Origin of the sequence: Microbacterium karelineae, assembly GCF_009745985.1 — a bacterium.
GTDB classification, from domain to species: domain Bacteria; phylum Actinomycetota; class Actinomycetes; order Actinomycetales; family Microbacteriaceae; genus Microbacterium; species Microbacterium karelineae.
In genome coordinates, this window is record NZ_WFIX01000181.1 from 1 (window position 1) to 21,601 (window position 21,601).

General features: G+C 68.1%; 14 protein-coding genes and 3 rRNA genes. All 17 read left to right on the top strand.

Features of this window, described 5'->3' with window-relative positions:
• Positions 1–477: 477 nt before the first annotated feature.
• The 17 genes from GB932_RS08845 (at position 478) to GB932_RS08915 (ending at position 21,452) form a co-directional block, all read left to right on the top strand.
• A 16S ribosomal RNA gene (locus GB932_RS08845) occupies positions 478–2,005 on the top strand.
• Positions 2,006–2,377: 372 nt separating this feature from the next.
• Positions 2,378–5,477: ribosomal RNA gene (locus GB932_RS08850) — 23S ribosomal RNA — on the top strand.
• 148 nt (positions 5,478–5,625) lie between these two features.
• Positions 5,626–5,742, top strand: a 5S ribosomal RNA gene (rrf, locus tag GB932_RS08855).
• The 16S, 23S and 5S rRNA genes sit together here, the layout of an rRNA operon.
• A 324-nt stretch (positions 5,743–6,066) precedes the next feature.
• Positions 6,067–7,242 carry a hypothetical protein gene (locus GB932_RS19220; protein WP_197517406.1) on the top strand — a complete coding sequence of 392 codons (1,176 nt, stop codon included), beginning with the start codon at positions 6,067–6,069 and terminating at the stop codon, positions 7,240–7,242.
• A 41-nt stretch (positions 7,243–7,283) separates the two neighbouring features.
• Positions 7,284–8,543, top strand: a complete 1,260-nt coding sequence (locus tag GB932_RS19430; RefSeq protein ID WP_231916089.1) for a tetratricopeptide repeat protein — start codon at positions 7,284–7,286, stop codon at positions 8,541–8,543.
• Complete coding sequence (locus GB932_RS08865) at positions 8,527–9,579, top strand: HAD-IIA family hydrolase (protein WP_156760340.1); 1,053 nt, start codon at positions 8,527–8,529, stop codon at positions 9,577–9,579. Before GB932_RS19430 ends, GB932_RS08865 begins: the two co-directional genes overlap by 17 nt.
• Before the next feature lie 100 nt (positions 9,580–9,679).
• Entirely contained in the window at positions 9,680–9,814 is a 135-nt protein-coding gene (locus tag GB932_RS19615) for a hypothetical protein (protein WP_306769946.1), read from the top strand.
• Positions 9,811–10,602 (top strand): TlyA family RNA methyltransferase, encoded by a 792-nt coding sequence (locus tag GB932_RS08870; RefSeq protein ID WP_156760341.1) that lies wholly within the window; start codon positions 9,811–9,813, stop codon positions 10,600–10,602. Before GB932_RS19615 ends, GB932_RS08870 begins: the two co-directional genes overlap by 4 nt.
• A 115-nt stretch (positions 10,603–10,717) precedes the next feature.
• Positions 10,718–11,701, top strand: a complete 984-nt coding sequence (locus tag GB932_RS08875; protein ID WP_156760374.1) for an NAD kinase — start codon at positions 10,718–10,720, stop codon at positions 11,699–11,701.
• The gene (recN, locus tag GB932_RS08880; protein WP_156760342.1) at positions 11,698–13,386 is read left to right on the top strand and encodes a DNA repair protein RecN; all 1,689 of its coding nucleotides are present in this window, start codon (positions 11,698–11,700) and stop codon (positions 13,384–13,386) included. Before GB932_RS08875 ends, recN begins: the two co-directional genes overlap by 4 nt.
• A gap of 87 nt (positions 13,387–13,473) precedes the next feature.
• Positions 13,474–15,156, top strand: coding sequence for a CTP synthase (gene pyrG / locus GB932_RS08885; RefSeq protein ID WP_156760375.1), 1,683 nt, complete (start codon positions 13,474–13,476; stop codon positions 15,154–15,156).
• Positions 15,153–15,719 (top strand): NUDIX domain-containing protein, encoded by a 567-nt coding sequence (locus GB932_RS08890; protein WP_156760343.1) that lies wholly within the window; start codon positions 15,153–15,155, stop codon positions 15,717–15,719. Before pyrG ends, GB932_RS08890 begins: the two co-directional genes overlap by 4 nt.
• 60 nt (positions 15,720–15,779) lie before the next feature.
• The gene (gene xerD / locus GB932_RS08895; RefSeq protein ID WP_438616710.1) at positions 15,780–16,691 is read left to right on the top strand and encodes a site-specific tyrosine recombinase XerD; all 912 of its coding nucleotides are present in this window, start codon (positions 15,780–15,782) and stop codon (positions 16,689–16,691) included.
• 118 nt (positions 16,692–16,809) lie between these two features.
• Positions 16,810–17,823, top strand: a complete 1,014-nt coding sequence (locus GB932_RS08900; RefSeq protein ID WP_156760345.1) for a hypothetical protein — start codon at positions 16,810–16,812, stop codon at positions 17,821–17,823.
• Positions 17,824–17,836: 13 nt separating this feature from the next.
• Positions 17,837–19,417, top strand: a complete 1,581-nt coding sequence (locus GB932_RS08905) for an efflux RND transporter periplasmic adaptor subunit (RefSeq protein WP_231916090.1) — start codon at positions 17,837–17,839, stop codon at positions 19,415–19,417.
• Positions 19,414–20,103 carry an ABC transporter ATP-binding protein gene (locus tag GB932_RS08910; RefSeq protein ID WP_156760346.1) on the top strand — a complete coding sequence of 230 codons (690 nt, stop codon included), beginning with the start codon at positions 19,414–19,416 and terminating at the stop codon, positions 20,101–20,103. The genes GB932_RS08905 and GB932_RS08910 overlap by 4 nt, the downstream gene beginning before the upstream one ends.
• Positions 20,100–21,452: an ABC transporter permease gene (locus tag GB932_RS08915; RefSeq protein ID WP_231916091.1), complete on the top strand. Its 1,353-nt coding sequence runs from the start codon at positions 20,100–20,102 to the stop codon at positions 21,450–21,452. Before GB932_RS08910 ends, GB932_RS08915 begins: the two co-directional genes overlap by 4 nt.
• Positions 21,453–21,601: the final 149 nt, after the last annotated feature.

Genomic DNA, 21,601 nt, shown 5'->3' on the forward strand with positions numbered 1-21,601 from the left:
CGCGTAATGTATTCACTTGTCGCCGCCAAGCGGTGAGGTTGAGCCGGAAGGTTCCTTCATCCCAGACAGGCGACACAGCGAAGATGACTGGTTCGGATTCGCTCCTGTGTGAGCAGGCTTCTCGGTTCGAGGGCGTTCAGGTTTCACTCAGGTGCGGTTCGTAAGGTTGTCTCTTGTGCCTCAGGGCTCAAGCGGTTGGGTTCGATCACAGCTACGGCGTGTCGGGTTTGACAGCGAGGACCTGGGGGATAAGATAGAGAAGTTGCCCCGGAGGGCTCAGTCGGGAGGCTGAGGGCCGGGTGCGTCTGATCCTTGAGAACTCAACAGCGTGCACTTGTCAAATGCCAATTTATTGATTGTCCCTGGCCTTTTGGTCAGAGCAATTCCTTTTTGGATCATTTGGTGTCAGATGACATCACATTGGTCAGCATCAAACTCGCTGCTCACTCGTTTTCCCGTGTGGGTATGCATTTTTTCTTTTTGGAGAGTTTGATCCTGGCTCAGGATGAACGCTGGCGGCGTGCTTAACACATGCAAGTCGAACGATGAAGCACCAGCTTGCTGGTGTGGATTAGTGGCGAACGGGTGAGTAACACGTGAGCAACCTGCCCCGGACTTTGGGATAAGCGCTGGAAACGGCGTCTAATACCGAATACGCACCATGAAGGCATCTTCGATGGTGGGAAAGATTTTTCGGTCCGGGAGGGGCTCGCGTCCTATCAGCTTGTTGGTGAGGTAATGGCTCACCAAGGCGTCGACGGGTAGCCGGCCTGAGAGGGTGACCGGCCACACTGGGACTGAGACACGGCCCAGACTCCTACGGGAGGCAGCAGTGGGGAATATTGCACAATGGGCGCAAGCCTGATGCAGCAACGCCGCGTGAGGGACGACGGCCTTCGGGTTGTAAACCTCTTTTAGTAGGGAAGAAGCCTTCGGGTGACGGTACCTGCAGAAAAAGCGCCGGCTAACTACGTGCCAGCAGCCGCGGTAATACGTAGGGCGCAAGCGTTATCCGGAATTATTGGGCGTAAAGAGCTCGTAGGCGGCTTGTCGCGTCTGCTGTGAAAACTGGAGGCTCAACTTCCAGCGTGCAGTGGGTACGGGCAGGCTAGAGTGCGGTAGGGGAGATTGGAATTCCTGGTGTAGCGGTGGAATGCGCAGATATCAGGAGGAACACCGATGGCGAAGGCAGATCTCTGGGCCGTAACTGACGCTGAGGAGCGAAAGAGTGGGGAGCAAACAGGCTTAGATACCCTGGTAGTCCACTCCGTAAACGTTGGGAACTAGTTGTGGGGGCCTTTCCACGGTCTCCGTGACGCAGCTAACGCATTAAGTTCCCCGCCTGGGGAGTACGGCCGCAAGGCTAAAACTCAAAGGAATTGACGGGGACCCGCACAAGCGGCGGAGCATGCGGATTAATTCGATGCAACGCGAAGAACCTTACCAAGGCTTGACATACACCGGAAACGGCCAGAGATGGTCGCCCCCTTGTGGTCGGTGTACAGGTGGTGCATGGTTGTCGTCAGCTCGTGTCGTGAGATGTTGGGTTAAGTCCCGCAACGAGCGCAACCCTCGTTCTATGTTGCCAGCACGTTATGGTGGGAACTCATGGAATACTGCCGGGGTCAACTCGGAGGAAGGTGGGGATGACGTCAAATCATCATGCCCCTTATGTCTTGGGCTTCACGCATGCTACAATGGCCGGTACAATGGGCGGCGATACCGCGAGGTGGAGCGAATCCCAAAAAGCCGGTCCCAGTTCGGATTGAGGTCTGCAACTCGACCTCATGAAGTCGGAGTCGCTAGTAATCGCAGATCAGCAACGCTGCGGTGAATACGTTCCCGGGTCTTGTACACACCGCCCGTCAAGTCATGAAAGTCGGTAACACCTGAAGCCGGTGGCCTAACCCCTTGTGGGAGGGAGCTGTCGAAGGTGGGATCGGTAATTAGGACTAAGTCGTAACAAGGTAGCCGTACCGGAAGGTGCGGCTGGATCACCTCCTTTCTAAGGAGCATCTTGAATCGGTCCGGTTTCGATCGGGTCTGGTTCTAAGGCGCCTGCTCGGAGCGAATGTCTTCGAGGGGTGAGCTCATGGGTGGAACATTTGACAAGGCGTCTCGTGATGATGGTTCTGATCAGTACGCGGCCCTTTTTGGTTGTGGGAACGTCGGGGTTGTCGGAGCGGGGCGCGTGCACGTTGTTGGGTCCTGAAGGCTCAGTCGTTTGGCTGCAGCTTTCGGCCCCCGGGATGAAGCACCTGTTGGTGTGGAGTTCGGGGTGCGACCGTACTTTGAGAACTACACAGTGGACGCGAGCATCTTAAAGAAAGCGAACACAGGCGAGGGTCTTTTTGATCTTTGTCTGTGACTCATGTGATTTCAAGTCTTTAAGAGCAGACGGTGGATGCCTTGGCATCTGGAGCCGAAGAAGGACGTAGCAATCTGCGATAAGCCTTGGGGAGCCGATAAGCGGGCTGTGATCCGAGGATTTCCGAATGGGGAAACCCCGCCAGGCGCATTTATGTGTTCTGGTGACTCCCGCCTGAATGTATAGGGCGGGTAGAGGGAACGTGGGGAAGTGAAACATCTCAGTACCCACAGGAAGAGAAAACAAAAGTGATTCCGTGAGTAGTGGCGAGCGAAAGCGGATGAGGCTAAACCGTGCGTGTGTGAGAGCCGGCAGGCGTTGCACGTGCGGGGTTGTGGGACCTACTAGGAGTCGCTGCCGTGATTCCGATCGTACAGAAGCGTATAGACGAACCCGTTTGAAAGCGGGACCAGAGAGAGTGCCAGTCTCGTAGTCGACATGCGTGTTCTGCGGTTGTGGGGATCCCAAGTAGCACGGGGCCCGTGAAATCCTGTGTGAATCTGTCAGGACCACCTGATAAGCCTAAATACTTCCAGATGACCGATAGCGGACAAGTACCGTGAGGGAAAGGTGAAAAGTACCCCGGGAGGGGAGTGAAATAGTACCTGAAACCGTCTGCTTACAAACCGTCGGAGCCTCCTTGTAGGGGTGACGGCGTGCCTTTTGAAGAATGAGCCTGCGAGTTAGTGATACGTGGCGAGGTTAACCCGGGTGGGGTAGCCGTAGCGAAAGCGAGTCTGAATAGGGCGATCGAGTCGCGTGTTCTAGACCCGAAGCGAAGTGATCTATCCATGGCCAGGCTGAAGCGACGGTAAGACGTCGTGGAGGGCCGAACCCACTTAGGTTGAAAACTGAGGGGATGAGCTGTGGATAGGGGTGAAAGGCCAATCAAACTTCGTGATAGCTGGTTCTCTCCGAAATGCATTTAGGTGCAGCGTTGCGTGTTTCTTGCCGGAGGTAGAGCTACTGGATGGCCGATGGGGCCCAAAAGCTTACTGACGTCAGCCAAACTCCGAATGCCGGTAAGTGAGAGCGCAGCAGTGAGACTGTGGGGGATAAGCTTCATAGTCGAGAGGGAAACAACCCAGACCACCATCTAAGGTCCCTAAGCGCGTGCTAAGTGGGAAAGGATGTGGAGTTGCTTAGACAACCAGGAGGTTGGCTTAGAAGCAGCCACCCTTGAAAGAGTGCGTAATAGCTCACTGGTCAAGTGATTCCGCGCCGACAATGTAACGGGGCTCAAGCACGCCACCGAAGTTGTGGCATTGACACATGCGGCTAGCCTTCGTGGTTCAGTCGTGTTGATGGGTAGGAGAGCGTCGTGTGCCGGGTGAAGCGGCGGAGTGATCCAGCCGTGGACGGCACACGAGTGAGAATGCAGGCATGAGTAGCGAATGACACGTGAGAAACGTGTCCTCCGAATGACCAAGGGTTCCAGGGTCAAGCTAATCTTCCCTGGGTAAGTCGGGACCTAAGGCGAGGCCGACAGGCGTAGTCGATGGACAACGGGTTGATATTCCCGTACCGGCGAAGAACCGTCCAAGCTAATCCAGTGGTGCTAAGCGCCCGAATCCATCCATCGTCACCTTCGGGTGGCACCGGGTGGGCTAGCGCGCGACCCCATGCTGGTGCGGTTAGCGTATTAACAGGTGTGACGCAGGAAGGCAGCCCAGCTGGCAGATGGTGTCCAGTGCAAGCGTGTAGGCCGGGTCATAGGCAAATCCGTGACCCATGAGGCTGAGACGTGATGCGTTTCAAGTGGGTGATCCTATGCTGCCGAGAAAAGCATCGACGCGAGGTTCTAGCTGCCCGTACCCCAAACCGACTCAGGTGGTCAGGTAGAGAATACCAAGGAGATCGAGATAATCGTGGTTAAGGAACTCGGCAAAATGGCCCCGTAACTTCGGGAGAAGGGGCGCCCAGCACTTATAGGCACTTGCTGCTGAAAGGGTGTGTGGGTCGCAGAGACCAGTGGGGAACGACTGTTTACTAAAAACACAGGTCCGTGCGAAGTCGCAAGACGATGTATACGGACTGACGCCTGCCCGGTGCCGGAAGGTTAAGAGGACGAGTTAACCGTTTGGTGAAGCTCAGAATTTAAGCCCCGGTAAACGGCGGTGGTAACTATAACCATCCTAAGGTAGCGAAATTCCTTGTCGGGTAAGTTCCGACCTGCACGAATGGCGTAACGATTCCCCAACTGTCTCAACCACGAACTCGGCGAAATTGCACTACGAGTAAAGATGCTCGTTTCGCGCAGCAGGACGGAAAGACCCCGTGACCTTTACTATAGCTTGGTATTGGTGTTCTGTGTGGCTTGTGTAGGATAGGTGGGAGACTGTGAAGCGATCACGCTAGTGATTGTGGAGTCGTTGTTGAAATACCACTCTGGTCACTTGGGACATCTAACTTCGGACCGTGATCCGGTTCAGGGACAGTGCCTGGTGGGTAGTTTAACTGGGGCGGTTGCCTCCCAAAGAGTAACGGAGGCGCCCAAAGGTTCCCTCAACCTGGTTGGCAATCAGGTGGCGAGTGTAAGTGCACAAGGGAGCTTGACTGTGAGACTGACAGGTCGAGCAGGGACGAAAGTCGGGACTAGTGATCCGGCAGTGGCTTGTGGAAGCGCTGTCGCTCAACGGATAAAAGGTACCTCGGGGATAACAGGCTGATCTTGCCCAAGAGTCCATATCGACGGCATGGTTTGGCACCTCGATGTCGGCTCGTCGCATCCTGGGGCTGGAGTTGGTCCCAAGGGTTGGGCTGTTCGCCCATTAAAGCGGTACGCGAGCTGGGTTTAGAACGTCGTGAGACAGTTCGGTCCCTATCCGCTGCGTGCGTTGGAAGTTTGAGAGGATCTGACCCTAGTACGAGAGGACCGGGTTGGACGAACCTCTGGTGTGCCAGTTGTACCGCCAGGTGCATGGCTGGTTGGCTACGTTCGGGATGGATAACCGCTGAAAGCATCTAAGCGGGAAGCCGGCCTCAAGATGAGACTTCCATGGGTTTCGGCCCGTGAGGCTCCCAGCAGATTACTGGGTTGATAGGCCAGATGTGGAAGCACGGTAACGTGTGCAGCTGACTGGTACTAATAAGCCGATGACTTGATAACACTTCGTTCTTCTTAACGATCTTCGCGTCCACTTTGTGGTTCTCAGGGTATGGTTTGCGCCGTACTTGTGGGGACAAGTAAACAGTGTCCAGCTGTTGAAGCACAGGTTTGCCTGCGCCTCTTTTGAGGGGTGTGTGGTGGTAGGTGTTTCGGTGGTTATTGCGAGAGGGAAACGCCCGGTTACATTCCGAACCCGGAAGCTAAGCCTCTCAGCGCCGATGGTACTGCACCGGGGACGGTGTGGGAGAGTAGGTCGCCGCCGGACTTCACGTAGACGAAAGGGTCGCCCAATGCTGGGCGACCCTTTCGTGCGTTACGGGCAGGTTCTAGGCTCGACGCAGCAGCACGATGAACAGACGCGCGGGGAGCATGCCCCCGCACTATAGGGGAGTGGACATGGCCACCGACGACAGCAACGACAAGCCCGACCGCCGCGGCGGCGACGGTCGTCCTCCCCGCGCCGGCGGCTCCGGTTCTGACCGCGGCCGTGATGGCGGCTCCCGGGACTCCGGTCGTTCTGGCTCCGGTCGTTCCGGCTCCGACCGCGATCGCTCCGGTGATGATCGCCGCCGCGAGGGCGGCAGGGGCGATGGCACCGGCCGTGGTTCCTGGCAGGGCTCGGGGCGAGACGGCCGTCCGTCCGGCGACCGCGGCTCCGGTTCTCGTGACGGGGGCGGTCGCGGCGGATACCGCGGCGGCGACGGCGGATCTCGCGGTCGCGATGGCGGATCGCGCGATGGCAGCTCGCGTGACGGCGGATACCGTGGCGGAAGCTCCGGTTCCCGTGACGGCGGGTATCGCGGTCGCGATGGCGGTTCTCGAGACGGTGGGGACCGCGGCGGGTACCGTGGCGGCGGCTCCGGTTCGCGCGACGGCGGTGATCGCGGCGGGTATCGCGGTCGTGACGGCGGTTCGCGTGACGGCGGCTATCGGGGGCGTGACGCCGGTTCCGGTGGCGGCTACCGGGGACGCGACGGTGCGGGCCGCGGCGACGCAGGCTCGCGTGCGGGCGGTGATCGGGGTGGATACCGAGGTCGTGACGGCGATTCGCGCGATGGTGGCTCGCGTGACGGCGGCTACCGAGGCCGTGACGCCGGTTCCGGCGGCGGCTACCGCGGTGACTCAGGTTCCCGTGATGGCGGCGCCCGCGGTGGATATCGCGGGGGCGACTCCGGATCTCGTGCGGGCGGCTCTCGCGGACGCGACTTCGGTTCGCGCGATGGCGGCGCGCGCGGCGCTCGCGGCGACGACTCGGGATCGCGCGGCGGTGGATACCGCGGCGGCTCGGCCGGATCGCGCGATGGCGGCGGTCGTGATGGCGGCGGCTATCGCGGCGGCGCAGGGTCGTCGCGTGACGGCGGTTTCCGGGGGCGCGATGGCGGCTCTCGCGCAGGCGGGCGCGGAGGCGATGAGCGTCGTTCGGGCGGATTCTCGGGCGGGCGCGAGGACCGTCCGCGCTACGACCGCAGCGCCGGTCGCGATGATCGGCGGGGTGACGACGCGCGCGGCGGACGGCGCGATGATCGGCGCTTCGATCGGCGGGACGACCGCGGCGGGCGCCGCGATGACCGCGGCTTCGATCGCCGCGACGACCGTCGTGGGTCGGACTCGCGCGGTGGGCGCCGTGACGATCGCGGCTTCGACCGTGGTGACGACCGACGATCGGATCGCGACGACGCGCACGGCTTCGACCGCACGCCGGATCCGATCCTTCCCGACGACATCTCGCCGAAGGACCTGCTGCCCTCGGCGCGCAACGAGCTGAAGACCCTCAGCGAGGACAACGCCGAGCGCGTCGCGCGCCACATGGCGATGGCAGCGCGCGCGATCGACGACGACCCGCAGCTCGCGCACGAGCACGCGCAGGCCGCCATGCGTCATGCCGGCCGCGTCGGCGTGGTCCGCGAGACGCTCGCGATCACGGCGTACGCGACGGGTGACTTCGCGCTCGCCCTGCGTGAGCTGCGCACGGTGCGCCGCATCACGGGGCGCAACGACCACATCGCGATGATCGTCGACAGCGAGCGCGGCGTCGGCCGCCCCGAGAAGGCACTCGAGGAGGGCCGCGGCGTCGACCGCGAGTCGCTTGAGGTGCCGCAGCGCGTCGAGCTGTCGATCGCCCTGTCGGGTGCGCGCCTCGACCTCGGTCAGACCGAGCTGGCGCTGCACGAGCTCGACATCCCCGAGGACGACCCCGACCGTGCCTACGAGTGGAGCGCCGGCCTGTTCGCAGCCCGCGCCGCGGTGCTCGAGGACCTCGGCCGCACGGACGAGGCGGCCGACTGGGCGCGCCGCGCGCAGATCGCGGGCGACGTCGTCGCGGACCGCCTCGCCGAGGACGACACCGTCGTCATCGACGAGATCGTGATCCGCCCCCCGCGTTCGGAGCGGGACGACGAGGGATCGTGGAACGCGGCCGGCGCCGCACCTTCCGAGAACGCCGACGAGGCCGCCCCGCTCTCGGCCGACGGCACGGAGGGTGGCGAGGCCCTGAGCGGCGCCGAGGAGCCGGCCATCGCCGGCGCGAACACGGAACCGCGCGACGACGAGGCGGCTGACGCCGGCGAGTCGGCTGACGTTGACAGCGACGAGCCAGGGGACGCGGATGCTGGTGAGGCGGCTGCTGACGCTGACGCGGCGGTGACGCCCGTCACCGAGTCCGGCGATGCGAACGCGGCGGCCGGCGAGCCGACGGCTGGGGCCGCGGACGCTGGCCAGGCCGACGACGGGACGAGTGAGACGAACACCGTCGACGAGGCGCTCACGGCGACCGACGACGCCGGCATCGAGGCGTTCGACGCCGACGCGCCGATCGACGACGCCTCGATCGAGGCCGAGGTCGCGGAGCTCCTCGCCGAGGCCGGCATCGTCGACGACGAGGACCCGTCTGCCGATGAGGCTGGTCCTGCTGACGACGCGTCCGCAGACGCCGGTGCCGAGGCCTCCTCCTCAGAGGAGACCGCCGCATCGGATGACGCCGCCCCCGCAGACACCGTGACACCCGACACTGCGACACCCGTGACCGACGCACCGGAGGACGACCGGCCCGATGGCGCTCTTTTCTAAGAAGCTCTCGCAGAAGACCGACCCGACCCCGCTCGACGGCGTGGACGTGCTCCTCGCCGACCTCGACGGGATCGTCTACGCGGGGCCCGGTGCGGTCCCGCACGCGATCGAGAGCCTGAACAGGGCGGCGGCCGAGGGCCGTCGGCTCGGGTACATCACGAACAATGCCTCGCGCACCGATGCGTCGGTCGCGGCGCACCTCGCGGATCTCGGGCTCGGCACGCGCGCCGAGGACGTCGTGACGAGCCCCCAGGCCGCGGTGCGCCTGCTCGCGGACCGGGTGCCGGAGGGATCCAGGATCCTCGTCGTCGGCGGCGAAGGCCTCGTCGTCGAGCTCGAGAAGGCCGGCTACACCGTGACGCGCAGCGCGCAGGACGCGCCGGCGGCGGTCGTGCAGGGCTTCAACCCGGACGTCGCCTGGACCGACCTCGCCGAGGCCGCGTTCGCGCTCGCGACGCCCGAGGACGAGGGCGGGATCCCGTGGATCGCGACCAACACCGACTGGACGATCCCGCGCGAGCACGGCATCGCCCCCGGCAACGGCACGCTCGTCTCCGCCGTCCACACGGCCGTCGGCCGCCTCGCTGTCGTCGCGGGCAAGCCGGAGGCACCCATCTTCCACGCGGCCGTCGCGCGCTTCGGCGCCGCGAAGCCGCTCATGCTCGGAGACCGCCTCGACACGGACATCCAGGGCGCGCAGGCGGCAGGCATGGACTCGGCGATCGTCCTCACGGGCATCGACCGGCCCAAGCACGTCCTGGCGGCCCCGACGCATGCACGGCCGACCTACATCCTCGGCGACCTGCGCGAGATGTTCGAGCCGTACCCGGCGGTGACGCGCCGCGGCGAGGTCACGACCGTCGGCGACGCCCGCGTCCGCGTCGGCGCGGGACCCGAGGTCGAGATCCTCAGCGAGGGATCCCGCGACATCGACCTCCTGCGCGCCGGCGCCCACGCGATCTGGGCGACGGGGCGGCAGATCTTCGGCTTCGACGTGCCGGAACGGCTCTACCGCGACACGTTCCACCGCCCCTGAGCGCGAGAGCACATGGATTGCGCGACCGTACAAGAGATAGCCTGTGCGCTCGCGCAACTGATGTGCGCTCGCGACGGCCGGTGCGACGTATCGTGGAGTCATGACCGATGACAGCCTCGTGGATCGGCTCAGCCTGATCGAAGAGCAGCCGCTCCCGGAGCGCGCCGAGGCGTATCTGACGCTCCACGACGAGCTCACGCGCGCGCTCGAACGGGCGCCCGAGTCGGGCGAGTGAGCGCGCGGCTCGACGCCGAGCTCGCGCTGCGCGGGCTCGCCAGATCTCGCACGCACGCCGCGCGACTCATCGCGGAGGGCCGCGTGCGGATCGATGGGGAGACGGCCGAGAAGGCGTCCGCGAAGGTCGGAGCAGGCGCGCGGCTCGACGTCGACGCCGACCGCTGGGTGAGCCGCGCCGCCCGCAAGCTCGTGGCCGCGCTCGACGCGTTCGGGATCGACGTCGCGGGGCGCACTGCCCTCGACCTGGGCGCCTCGACAGGCGGGTTCACGCAGGTGCTGCGCGAGCGCGGCGCGGCGCCCGTCCTCGCCGTCGACGTGGGGCACGGCCAGATGGCACCCGCCGTCGCCGCCGATCCGCAGGTGCGCGTCGTCGAGGGCATGAACGCGCGGTTCATGACCCGCGCCTCGCTGGCCGAGGCGACGGGCGTCGCCGATCCGCCGACCATCGTGACGGGGGATCTCTCGTTCATCTCGCTCACCCACATCCTCCCGGCCGTGGTCGATGTCGCGGATCCGTCGGCCGCGTTCGTGCTGCTCGTCAAACCGCAGTTCGAGGTCGGCAGGGAGCGGATCCGCGCCGGTGTCGTCGAGGATCCCGCGCTCCAGGCGGGCGCCGTACGCGGTGTGCTCGACGCCGCGCACGGGCTGGGCCTGGGCACGCTCGGCGCGGTGCCGAGCCCGATCTCGGGCACCCACGGCAACCGCGAATTCATCGTGCATCTCGCGCGCGGAGGGGCGGATCCGGCCACCGTCGACATCGACGCGCTCGTCGCGAGACCCGAGTGAGCGCGGCGCGCGAGCAGGCGCGTCGCGCGCTGCGCGCCGCCGGGCGAGCGGATCCGACACAATGGGAGGACGACGCCGGCAGGTGCACGGCGGATCCACGATCCAGAGGGAGACGATGAACGCGCGCAGCATCCTGATCGTCGCTCACGCCTATCGCGATGACACCGTCGAGGCGGCGGCGCGCATCGTCTCCATCATCCGGCAGCAGGACGCGACTCCCGTCTTCGAGAAGGGCGACCGCGCGGAGCTCGCGGAGCTCGTTCCGCAGCTCGCCGATGTCGCCGCGCTCGGCGAGGACGTGCCGCTCGAACGCATCGACGCCGCCGTCGTCCTCGGCGGCGACGGCACGATCCTGCGCGCCGCCGAGATCGTGCGTGGCGGCACGGCGCCCGTCCTCGGCATCAACATGGGGCATGTCGGGTTCCTCGCCGAGTCCGAGCGCGACGACATGGACGAGGCGGTGCATCGTGTCCTCGACGGCGACTTCACCGTCGAAGAGCGCCTCGCCATCGCCGTGAGGGTGCGGGATCGCTCGGGTGCGGTCGTCTATGAGACATGGGCTCTCAACGAGGCCTCGATCGAGAAGGCGTCCCGCGAGCGGATGATCGAGCTCGTCATCGAGATCGACGGGCGCCCGCTGTCGAGCTTCGGCGCCGACGGCTGCGTGATCGCCACACCCACGGGCTCGACGGCCTACAACTTCTCCGCCGGCGGGCCGGTCATCTGGCCGACTGTGCAGGCGATGGCGGTGGTGCCGATCTCGGCGCACGCGCTGTTCGCGCGTCCGCTCGTCGTCGGCCCCGAACAGAAGATCGCGGTCGAGGTGACGGGCGTCGCCGGATCCCACGCGGTGCTGTGGTGCGACGGGCGGCGCACGCATCCGCTTCCGCCGGGCGCGCGTGTGTCCGTCCGGCATTCCGACGAGCCCGTGCGGCTCGCGCGCCTGCATCCGGCGGCGTTCACCGACCGACTCGTGCGGAAGTTCCAGCTGCCCGTGCACGGCTGGCGAGGGCCGAGCGGATCCGTCATGACCGACGCCGTGACCGTCATCCCGCCCGCACACCGTATGACGCCAGACGAAGGGACCCCCACCGCGTGATCGAGGAGATGCGCCTGCGCGACCTCGGCGTCATCGCCGACGCCGCCCTGCCCATGGGGCCGGGATTCACCGCCATCACGGGCGAGACCGGCGCCGGCAAGACGATGGTCGTCACCGGCCTCGGGCTGCTGATGGGGCAGCGCGCCGACAGCGGCACGGTGCGATCAGGGGCACCGCAGGCCGTCGTCGAGGGGATCTGGAACGTGCCGTCCGAGGGGCCGGTGGCGGATCGCGTGCGCGACGCCGGCGGCGACCTCGAGCCGGCGGGCGCCGAGCGGGGCGAGCTGTACCTCTCGCGCACGATCGCCGCGGAGGGGCGCAGCCGCGCCGCCGTCGGCGGACGCACGGCCCCGGCCGGCGTGCTCGTCGACCTCGCCTCGATGCTCGTCGCCGTGCACGGGCAGACTGATCAGCTGCGCCTGACGTCGCGGACCGCGCAGCGCGACGCGCTCGACCGCTTCGGCGGAGACCGCGTGAGCGATGCGCGCGCGGCGTACCGCACCGCATTCGACGCCTGGACGGCGATCGAACGCGACCTCGGCCAGCTCGTGGCCGACCGCGACGCGCGCGCCGACGAGGCGGAGCGCCTGCGCGCCGCCCTCGCCGAGATCGAGGCCGTCGCGCCCGAGTCGGGGGAGGATGCGCTCCTGGCCGCGCGCGCCGAGCGGCTCGCGAACGCCGAGCAGCTGCGCGAGTCGGCGCTCCTCGCCCGCGAGGCGCTGTCGAGCGAGGAGGGCGCCCCCGATGTGTCGGCGCTCCTCGGCGACGCGGGACGTGCGCTCGACCGCGTCGCGGATCCGGCCCTCCAGCAGCTCGGCACGCAGATCGCCGACCTCGGCTATCGCGCGAGCGACCTCGCGGTGGAGCTCTCCAGCTACCTCGCCGATCTCGACGAGCAGGGCCCGCAGGAGCTCGCGTCCGTGGAGGAGCGCCGCGCCGCCCTCGCCGACCTCGTCCGCGCGCACGGCTCCCTCGACGCGGCGATCGCGCTGCTGGAGACCGGATCGGCGCGCCTCGCCGAGCTCGACGACGACGGGGAGCGCATCGAGCGCCTCGGCGCGCGACGCGATGCGGCCCGCGCCGAGCTCGACTCGGCCGCGGAGCGCCTGAGCGCCGAGCGTCGGGCGGCGGCGGAGCGACTCGGCGCGCTCGTCACCGAGGAGCTGCACGCGCTCGCGATGCCCGACGCGACGCTCGTCGTCGAGGTCCTGCCCGGCTCCGAGACGGCGCACGGCCACGACGAGATCTCATTCCTCCTCGCGCCGCACCCCGGCGCACCGCCCCGCCCCGTCGCGAAGGGCGCGTCGGGTGGCGAGCTCAGCCGCGTCATGCTCGCGATCGAGGTCGTCGTCGCGGCGACGGATCCCGTGCCCACGTTCATCTTCGACGAGGTCGACGCCGGCATCGGCGGCGCCGCCGCGATCGAGGTGGGGCGTCGCCTCGCGAAGCTCGCCGAGTCGTCGCAGGTCATCGCCGTCACGCATCTCGCGCAGGTCGCGGCGTTCGCGTCGAACCACCTGAGCGTCGTGAAGTCGAGCGACGGATCCATCACGGCGTCGTCCGTGACGCGCCTCGACGGCGCGGCGCGCGAGGCCGAGATGGCGCGCCTGCTCTCGGGGCTGGCCGATTCGGACGCGGCGCTCAGCCACGCTCGCGAGCTGCTGTCGCTGCGCGCCGCCGGGTGAGTATGCTCGTCCACAGTCCATTCCCAGCGCGCCGACCAGCCGCACACACCTCGATCCCGAGCCCGGGGGTTAGGATTGAAGCCCGTGATGCAGACTTCTGACGCGGCGACCGACGACACCACCAAGCACATCTTCGTGACGGGCGGTGTCGTCTCCTCTTTGGGCAAGGGCCTCACCGCCGCCAGTCTCGGCAACCTCCTCACGGCGCGCGGCCTGCACGTCGTGATGCAGAAGCTCGACCCGTATCTCAACGTGGATCCGGGGACGATGAACCCGTTCCAGCACGGCGAGGTGTTCGTCACCGATGACGGCGCCGAGACCGACCTCGACATCGGGCACTACGAGCGCTTCCTCGACATCAACCTGTCGCAGGCCGCCAATGTGACGACGGGCCAGGTGTACTCCGAGGTCATCGCGCGCGAGCGGCGCGGCGAGTACCTGGGCGACACGGTGCAGGTGATCCCGCACATCACCGATGAGATCAAGCGCCGCATGCGCCTGCAGGCCGAGGACGACCCGAAGCCGGACGTCATCATCACCGAGGTCGGCGGCACGGTCGGCGACATCGAGTCGCAGCCGTTCCTCGAGTCGGCCCGCCAGATCCGCCACGAGCTCGGCCGCGACAACGTGTTCTTCGTGCACGTCTCGCTCGTGCCGTTCATGGGCGCGTCGGGCGAGCAGAAGACGAAGCCGACGCAGCACTCCGTCGCGGCGCTCCGCCAGGTCGGCATCCAGCCTGACGCGCTCGTCCTGCGCAGCGACCGTCCCGTGACCGAGCAGAACATGAGCAAGATCGCTCTCATGTGCGACGTCGAGTCCGACGCGGTCGTGAACACGGTCGACCTGCCGAGCATCTACGACATCCCGTCGACCCTCAACACGCAGGGCCTCGACAGCGTCATCGTGCGCCGGCTCGGCCTCGCGAAGGCGGGTGAGGTCGACTGGTCGCGCTGGCAGAAGGTGCTCGACGCCGTCCACCACCCGAAGCACGAGGTGACGATCGGGCTCGTCGGCAAGTACATCGACCTGCCAGACGCCTACCTGTCGGTCACGGAGGCGATCAAGGCCGGCGGATTCGCGCAGGACACGAAGGTCTCGATCCGCTGGATCCCCTCCGATCTCTGCGAGACGCCCGAGGGCGCGCGCGAGCAGCTGTCGTCGCTCGACGGGATCTGCGTGCCGGGCGGATTCGGCATCCGCGGCATCGAGGGCAAGCTGGGCGCGCTCCGCTTCGCCCGCGAGCAGGGGATCCCCACGCTCGGCCTCTGCCTGGGCCTGCAGTGCATGGTCATCGAGTACGCGCGCAACGTCGCCGGCATCGAGGGCGCGTCGTCGAGCGAGTTCGACCCTGAGACGACGGCGCCGGTCATCGCGACGATGGCCGAGCAGGTCGAGATCCTCGACGGCGGCGACCTCGGCGGCACGATGCGCCTGGGCCTGTACCCGGCCGCCCTCGCGGACGGCTCGATCGCGGCCGAGATGTACGGCGCGGTCCAGGTCGAGGAGCGCCACCGCCACCGCTACGAGGTGAACAACGCGTACCGCGAGCAGATCGCGATGGCGGGCATGTCGTTCTCCGGCATCAACACGAAGCTCGACCTCGTCGAGTTCGTCGAGCTGCCGCGCGAGGTGCACCCGTACTACATCGCCACGCAGGCGCACCCCGAGCTGCGCTCGCGCCCGACCGAGGCGCACCCGCTGTTCCGGGGCCTCGTCGGCGCGGCCGTCGAGCGCCGCCGCTCCAGCGAGCTGTTCGAGGTCGAGGAGTGAGCGCACCCCTGCGCGACGAGCCGCACGAGGTCGACATCACCCGCAGCGACGTCGTCTACAACGGCTATGTGTGGGACGTCCGCGAGGATCACTTCCGCTACGGCGGCACGGAGCTCGTGCGCCACTACCTCGAGCACACGGGAGCCGTCGCGGTCGTCGCGATGGACGACGACGACCGCGTGCTGCTGATCCAGCAGTACCGGCACCCGATCCGCGCGCGCGACTGGGAGATCCCGGCGGGCCTGCTCGACGTCGCCGGCGAGGATCCGCGCGCGGCGGCCGAGCGCGAGCTCGCCGAGGAGGCCGACCTCACGGCCGAGCAGTGGGAGGACCTCGGCTCGTTCGCGCTGTCGCCCGGCGGATCCGACGAGTACATCCGGATCTTCCTCGCGACGGGTGTGCGCCCGACGGGCGAGACGTTCGCGCGCGACGCGGAGGAGGCGGACATCCGCACCGAGTGGGTGCCGATCGCCGACGCCGTCCGCGCCGTGACCGAGGGCCGCATGCACAATGCGGCCATGACCATCGGGATCCTGCTGGCCGCGCGGCGCCGCGGCGCGTGATCGGCTGACCTGGGGAGGGGCCTGTCCGATGAGCATCGGGACGCGCGTGGGACGCGATCGATCGTGAGACAGACCCTCGATCGCGCCGTCGACAGCTACCTGCGGCACCTCGCGATCGAGCGCGGGCTCAGCGACCACACGGTCGCCGCCTATCGCCGCGACCTCGGCGTCTACACCGGCTGGCTCGATGCGCGCGGCGTGTCGGATCCGGCGGCCGTCACGCCCGACCTCGTCGCGGATTTCGCGGCCGAGCGGGCGCGCGCGGATCCGCCGCCGGCCGCGTCGTCGCTCGCGCGCCTGCAGTCGTCGGTGCGGGGGCTGCACCGGTTCCTCGCCCGCGAGGGCATCGTGGATCACGACCCCACGGCGCGGCTCGCCCCGCCGAAGCAGCCGCAGCGACTGCCGAAGGCGCTCACGATCGAGCAGGTCGAGCGGCTGCTCGCGGCGCCCGCGGCGGACGAGCCGATCGGGATCCGCGACCGCGCGCTGCTCGAGCTGCTGTACGCGACGGGAGCCCGCGTCTCCGAGGCGATCGGGCTCGACGTCGACGACCTCCGGGCGGGGGAGGTGCTGCGCCTGCGCGGCAAGGGCGACAAGGAGCGGATCGTCGCCGTGGGATCCTTCGCCCGCGCCGCCGTCGACGCATACCTCACGCGCGTGCGGCCGACCCTCGCCGCGAAGGGCCGGGCGACGTCGAAGCTGTTCCTCGGCGCGCGCGGCGCGCCCCTGTCGCGGCAGAGCGCGTGGCTCGTCATCCAGCAGGCCGCCGAGCGGGCGCACCTCACCGCGCACGTCTCGCCCCACACGCTGCGGCACTCGTTTGCGACGCACCTGCTGCAGGGCGGCGCCGATGTGCGGGTCGTGCAGGAGCTGCTCGGCCACGCGTCGGTCGCGACGACGCAGATCTACACGCACGTGTCGGCCGACACGCTCCGGGACATGTACCAATCGGCGCATCCGCGCGCCGTGTGAGCGCCCGCCGCGTCATCCGGAAAGATCATCCTTCAGGCGGATGCCGTCGCGGTATCCCGTTTGACAAGCTGGGCGGACAGCACACAGCAGCGCTCCGCGCATGACCCAGGGAAGCATCTTGCGATTCACACGCCCTCTCGTCCTCGCCGCCTCGGCGACCGTCCTCGCCGCCACACTCACGGCCTGCTCGCAGGACGGAGGAGACGGCGGCCTGAGCTGGGAGGACTCCCCGCTCAACGAGTACATGTCGGCCGCCTGGGGAGGAGACATGTCGCCCGAGGAGCAGCAGCGCGAGATGGACGAGCAGACCCGTCTCGTCGAGGAGGCGGTCGCCGCCTGCATGCAGGAGCAGGGCTTCGAATACACGCCGAACGTCAGCGGCGGCGGGGTCGTCATCTCGTCCGATGACGAGGAGTGGAACCCCGACGACCGCGAGTGGGTCGCACAGTACGGCTACGGCGCCGTCAACTGGCCGGGCCGCGACGCGCAGATGGAGGAGCCGATCGACGAGGAGGAGTACGTCGACGCGAACGCCGACTACGTCGAGAGCCTCTCCCCGTCAGAGCAGGAGGCGTACAGCGAGACGCTGAACGGCCCGATGCCGCCCGAGGAGGCCATGGAGGACCCGGACTTCGACTGGGAGAGCTGGGACATGGGCTGCTACGGCGACGCGAGCGACGAGGTCTACGGCGCCGACGCCGAGCTGTACGAGTCGGACGAGTTCGCGCCGCTCATGGACGCCATGGAGCAGCTCTACACCGACATGGAGAACGATCCGGAGTTCGCGGAGATCGACGCCGCGTGGAGCTCGTGCATGGCCGACGCCGGACATGCCGGGTTCACGACCCGCGACGAGGCGCAGACCTCGATCTACGACGAGATCGACGCCTTCTGGAACGACTTCGACTACGAGGGCGCGGGCGAGGACGCCAGCCCCGAGGACGACCCCGCGTACCAGGAGATCGGCGAGCGGGAGATCGAGCTCGCGCTGGCCGACCTCGACTGCCGCGAGGAGTCCGACTACGACGAGACCCGCCTGAAGGTGCAGTTCGACCTCGAAGAGCAGTTCATCGCCGACCACGAGGCGGAGCTCGAGGCGTTCCGCGACGCGGCCGTCGCCCAGGGATCCTGAGGTCGTCGGGAGCGTGGAAGAGCGACACGGAGACGCCGAGCCGGCACAGGAGTTCGAGGCGGCGCTCGCGCCGACCGAGGAACCTCAGGACGCGCCCGAGGAGGTGCAGAAGAAGGGGGCCGCCGCGGGCTGGGGGCGCGTGTTCCGGGGCAACAGGATGCTGTGGGTGACCGCCGGAGTCGCGGTCGTCGCGCTCGCCGCGGGGCTCGTGCTGGGACGCTTCGTCGTCTCGCCGTTCGACGCCGCGGCCGCGGGCGGCACGCCGGATCCGGGGCTCCCGACCGTGCCGGTCGAGTTCGGCGAGCTGCGCAACGACATCACGATGCGCGGCGACATCGCGTACGCCGACGCCGTCGAGGTCACGCTCGACACCTCGTCGTTCGCGGGTGCCGCGATCGTCACGGGGCAGGTGCCCGAGGCGGGCACCGAGATCGACACGCTGTCGGTCGTGCTCGAGGTCGCGGGGCGCCCCGTCATCGCTCTCCCGGGCGAGCTGCCCGTCTACCGCACGCTGAAGGTCGGCGCATCGGGCCCCGACGTCACCCAGCTCAAGGAGGCGCTCGCCGCCGCGGGCATCGACCCCGGCGACGCGTCCAGCGACGTGTTCGACGAGGCGACCGCGAACGCCGTCGGCCGGCTGTACGCCGAGGCCGGCTATTCGGCGCCCGAGCCCGAGGAGGGCGCGGAGGACATGCTGCGCTCGGCGGAGGACGCGCGGCTCCAGGCGGAGCAGTCCGTGACCGATGCGCAGAAGGCGCTCGAGGAGGCCGGCAGGGGGCCGAGCGAGATCGAGGTGCGCGAGGCCGACAACCAGGTCAACAGCCTGTGGCGCCAGATCGTCGAGCTCGAGAGGGAAGGACAGGACGCGAGCGATCTGCGTGACCAGCTCGAGGTCGCGAAGCTGCAGCGCGCGGCGCTGGACGAGCCGAGGGACACGAGCGCCGAACAGACGATGCTCGCAAGCGCGCAGTCGGGCCTCGCCTCCGCCGATGAGGCACTCGCCGACGCGCGCGTGGACGCGCTCCCGTTCCTGCCGGCGAGCGAGGTCCTCTTCCTCGACGACCTTCCCCGCCGCGTCGACGCCGTGAACGTCACGCGCGGATCCTCGCTCGAGGGCGCCGCCATGACCGTGTCGGGCGCGACCGTCAAGGTGTCCGGCACCATCGCCCAGGCCGAAGCCGAGCTCATCGAGGAGGGCGACGAGGCCGCGATCGCGCTGCCGAGCGGCGACGAGCACCGCGCCGTCGTGACGAACATCAAGACGGGCGACGACGGCGACAGGGCGACGGTCACGTTCGAGCCGGATCCCTTCACTCCCGAGCAGATGGAGGAGGTGCAGGGATCGAATGCGCGCCTCACGATCCCCGTCGGGGCGACGGAGGGCGAGGTGCTGTCGGTGCCCTACGCGGCGCTCACCGCCGGACCCGGCGGCGAGTCGCGCGTGGAGGTCGTGCGCGGCGACCCGCGCGACGGCGAATCGGCCGACACGGAGCTCATCGTCGTCGAGACGGGGCTCGCCGCCGACGGATACGTTGAGGTGACGCCCACGGAGGGCGAGCTGGAGGCCGGCGACCTCGTGGTGGTGGGGTCGTGACGGATCCCATCATCGAGCTGCGCGACGTCACCCGATCGTTCCCGGGCGTACCCGAGGTGCAGGCGCTCAAAGGCGTCTCGCTCACGCTCGGGGAGGGCGAGTACGTGTCGATCGTCGGCCCGAGCGGGTCCGGCAAGTCGACCATGCTCAACATCCTCGGCCTGCTCGACCGCCCGACGGTGGGGGAGTACCGCCTCGGCGGCACCCTCACGGGCGCCCTGTCGGAGGACGAGCGCGCCGCGGCGCGCGCGCAGTTCATCGGCTTCGTGTTCCAGGCGTTCCACCTGATGTCGCGCCGGACGGTGCTCGACAATGTGATGCTGCCGATGCTCTACAGCGGCGTGCCGCGGAGCGAACGCGAGGACCGCGCGCGGGCCGCGCTCGATCGCGTCGGCCTCGGTCACCGCGTCGGCTTCCTCCCCGGGACGCTCTCGGGCGGCGAGCGGCAGCGCGTCGCCGTCGCGCGGGCGGTCGTGAGCGGGCCGAAGCTGCTGCTGGCGGACGAGCCGACGGGCAGCCTCGACCAGCGCACGTCCGGCGAGGTGATGGAGCTGTTCGAGGAGCTCAACGACGAGGGCCTGACGCTCGTCGTGATCACACACGACGTCGGCGTCGCCGAGCGTGCGGGGCGCAGCATCCGCATCGCGGACGGGCGGCTCGTGGAGCCCGAGAGGATCGCCGCGTGAGCCTGCGCGGCGCCCTGGGGAGCATGTTCCGCGGGCGCCGGCGGCGCCGCAGCACCTTCGAGGCGGAACCGGCCGAGGCGCCGACCTCCGCCGACGATGCCGGGGAGTCCACCGGGCTGCTGCGCCCCGTCGCGCGCGGCGACCGCTTCACGGCGAGCGACCTCGTGCTCGAGGCGACGACCGACATCGGGTCGCGCCCGGGGCGCCTCGTCGTGACGATCGTCGGCACCGTGCTCGGCATCGGATCCCTCGTCGCGACGTGGGGCTTCGCCCAGACGGCCGCGGGCCAGATCGCCAGCCAGTTCGACGCCGTCGCGGCGACGCAGGTGACGATCGTGCCCGAGGAGCGATCCGCGGGCGGCCAGTCGGCCGCCATCGGCACGATCCCGTGGGACGCGCCGAGCCGCCTCGGGAACCTCTCCGGCGTCGAGCACGCCGCGCTGCTGTCGGATGTCTCGATCGGCGAAGCCGAGATCACGGCGGTGCCGATCAACGACCCGTCGTCGGCGCAGGTCGCACCGCCTCCCGTGAAGGCGGCGTCCGCCGAGCTCCTCGACGTCGTCGAGGGCACCCTGCGCGAGGGGCGGATGTTCGACGCGGGCCACGACGAGCGCGGCGATCGGGTGACGGTCCTCGGCGGGCGCGTCGCGGATCAGCTGAACATCGTACGCGTCGACCAGCAGCCGTCGATCTTCATCGACGGGATCGCGTACGCCGTGATCGGGATCCTCGACGAGACCGTCACCCGCGGCGAGCTGCGCGATGCCGTGATCATCCCCGATGGCGCGGCGCGCTCCGACTTCGGGCTCGGCGCGCCGGCGGAGGCGATCGCGCGGATCGCGGTCGGCGCCGGCCCGCAGGTCGCCGAGCAGGCGGCCCTCGTGCTCGCCCCCGACCAGGCCGACACCCTGAAGGTGCGCGCGCCGTCCGCCGGATCCGATCTGGGATCCGCCGTGCAGGCCGACGTCAACGTGGTGTTCCTCATCGTCGGGGGCGTCGCGCTCCTGGCGGGCGGCGTCGGCATCGCGAACGTCACGCTGCTGTCGGTCATGGAGCGCACCGGCGAGATCGGCCTGCGGCGCGCCCTCGGGGCGACCCGGCGCCAGATCGGCGCGCAGTTCACGGTCGAGTCGATCGTGATCGGCCTGCTCGGCGGCCTCATCGGCGCCGCGCTCGGCGTGATCGCGGTCATCGTCGTCGCCGCCGTGCAGCAGTGGACGGCCGTCGTGGATCCGCTCGTCGCCTGCGCGGGCGTCGTGCTCGGCGCGCTCGTCGGCTGGCTGTCGGGCTGGTACCCGGCTCGCCGCGCGGCCCGCGTCGAGCCCGTCACGGCGCTGCGAGGGTCGTAGCGGGGTCGCCGCGCCGACATGCCCGGATGTCGGCGCGGCGGCGATCCTCACGGACACCAGGTAACGATGCGGATACACTCGTCGGAGCAGGTCGGCGGCTGTCCGCTGACGAACAGGTACGGACGGCGACGACGGCGCACCCGACCGGC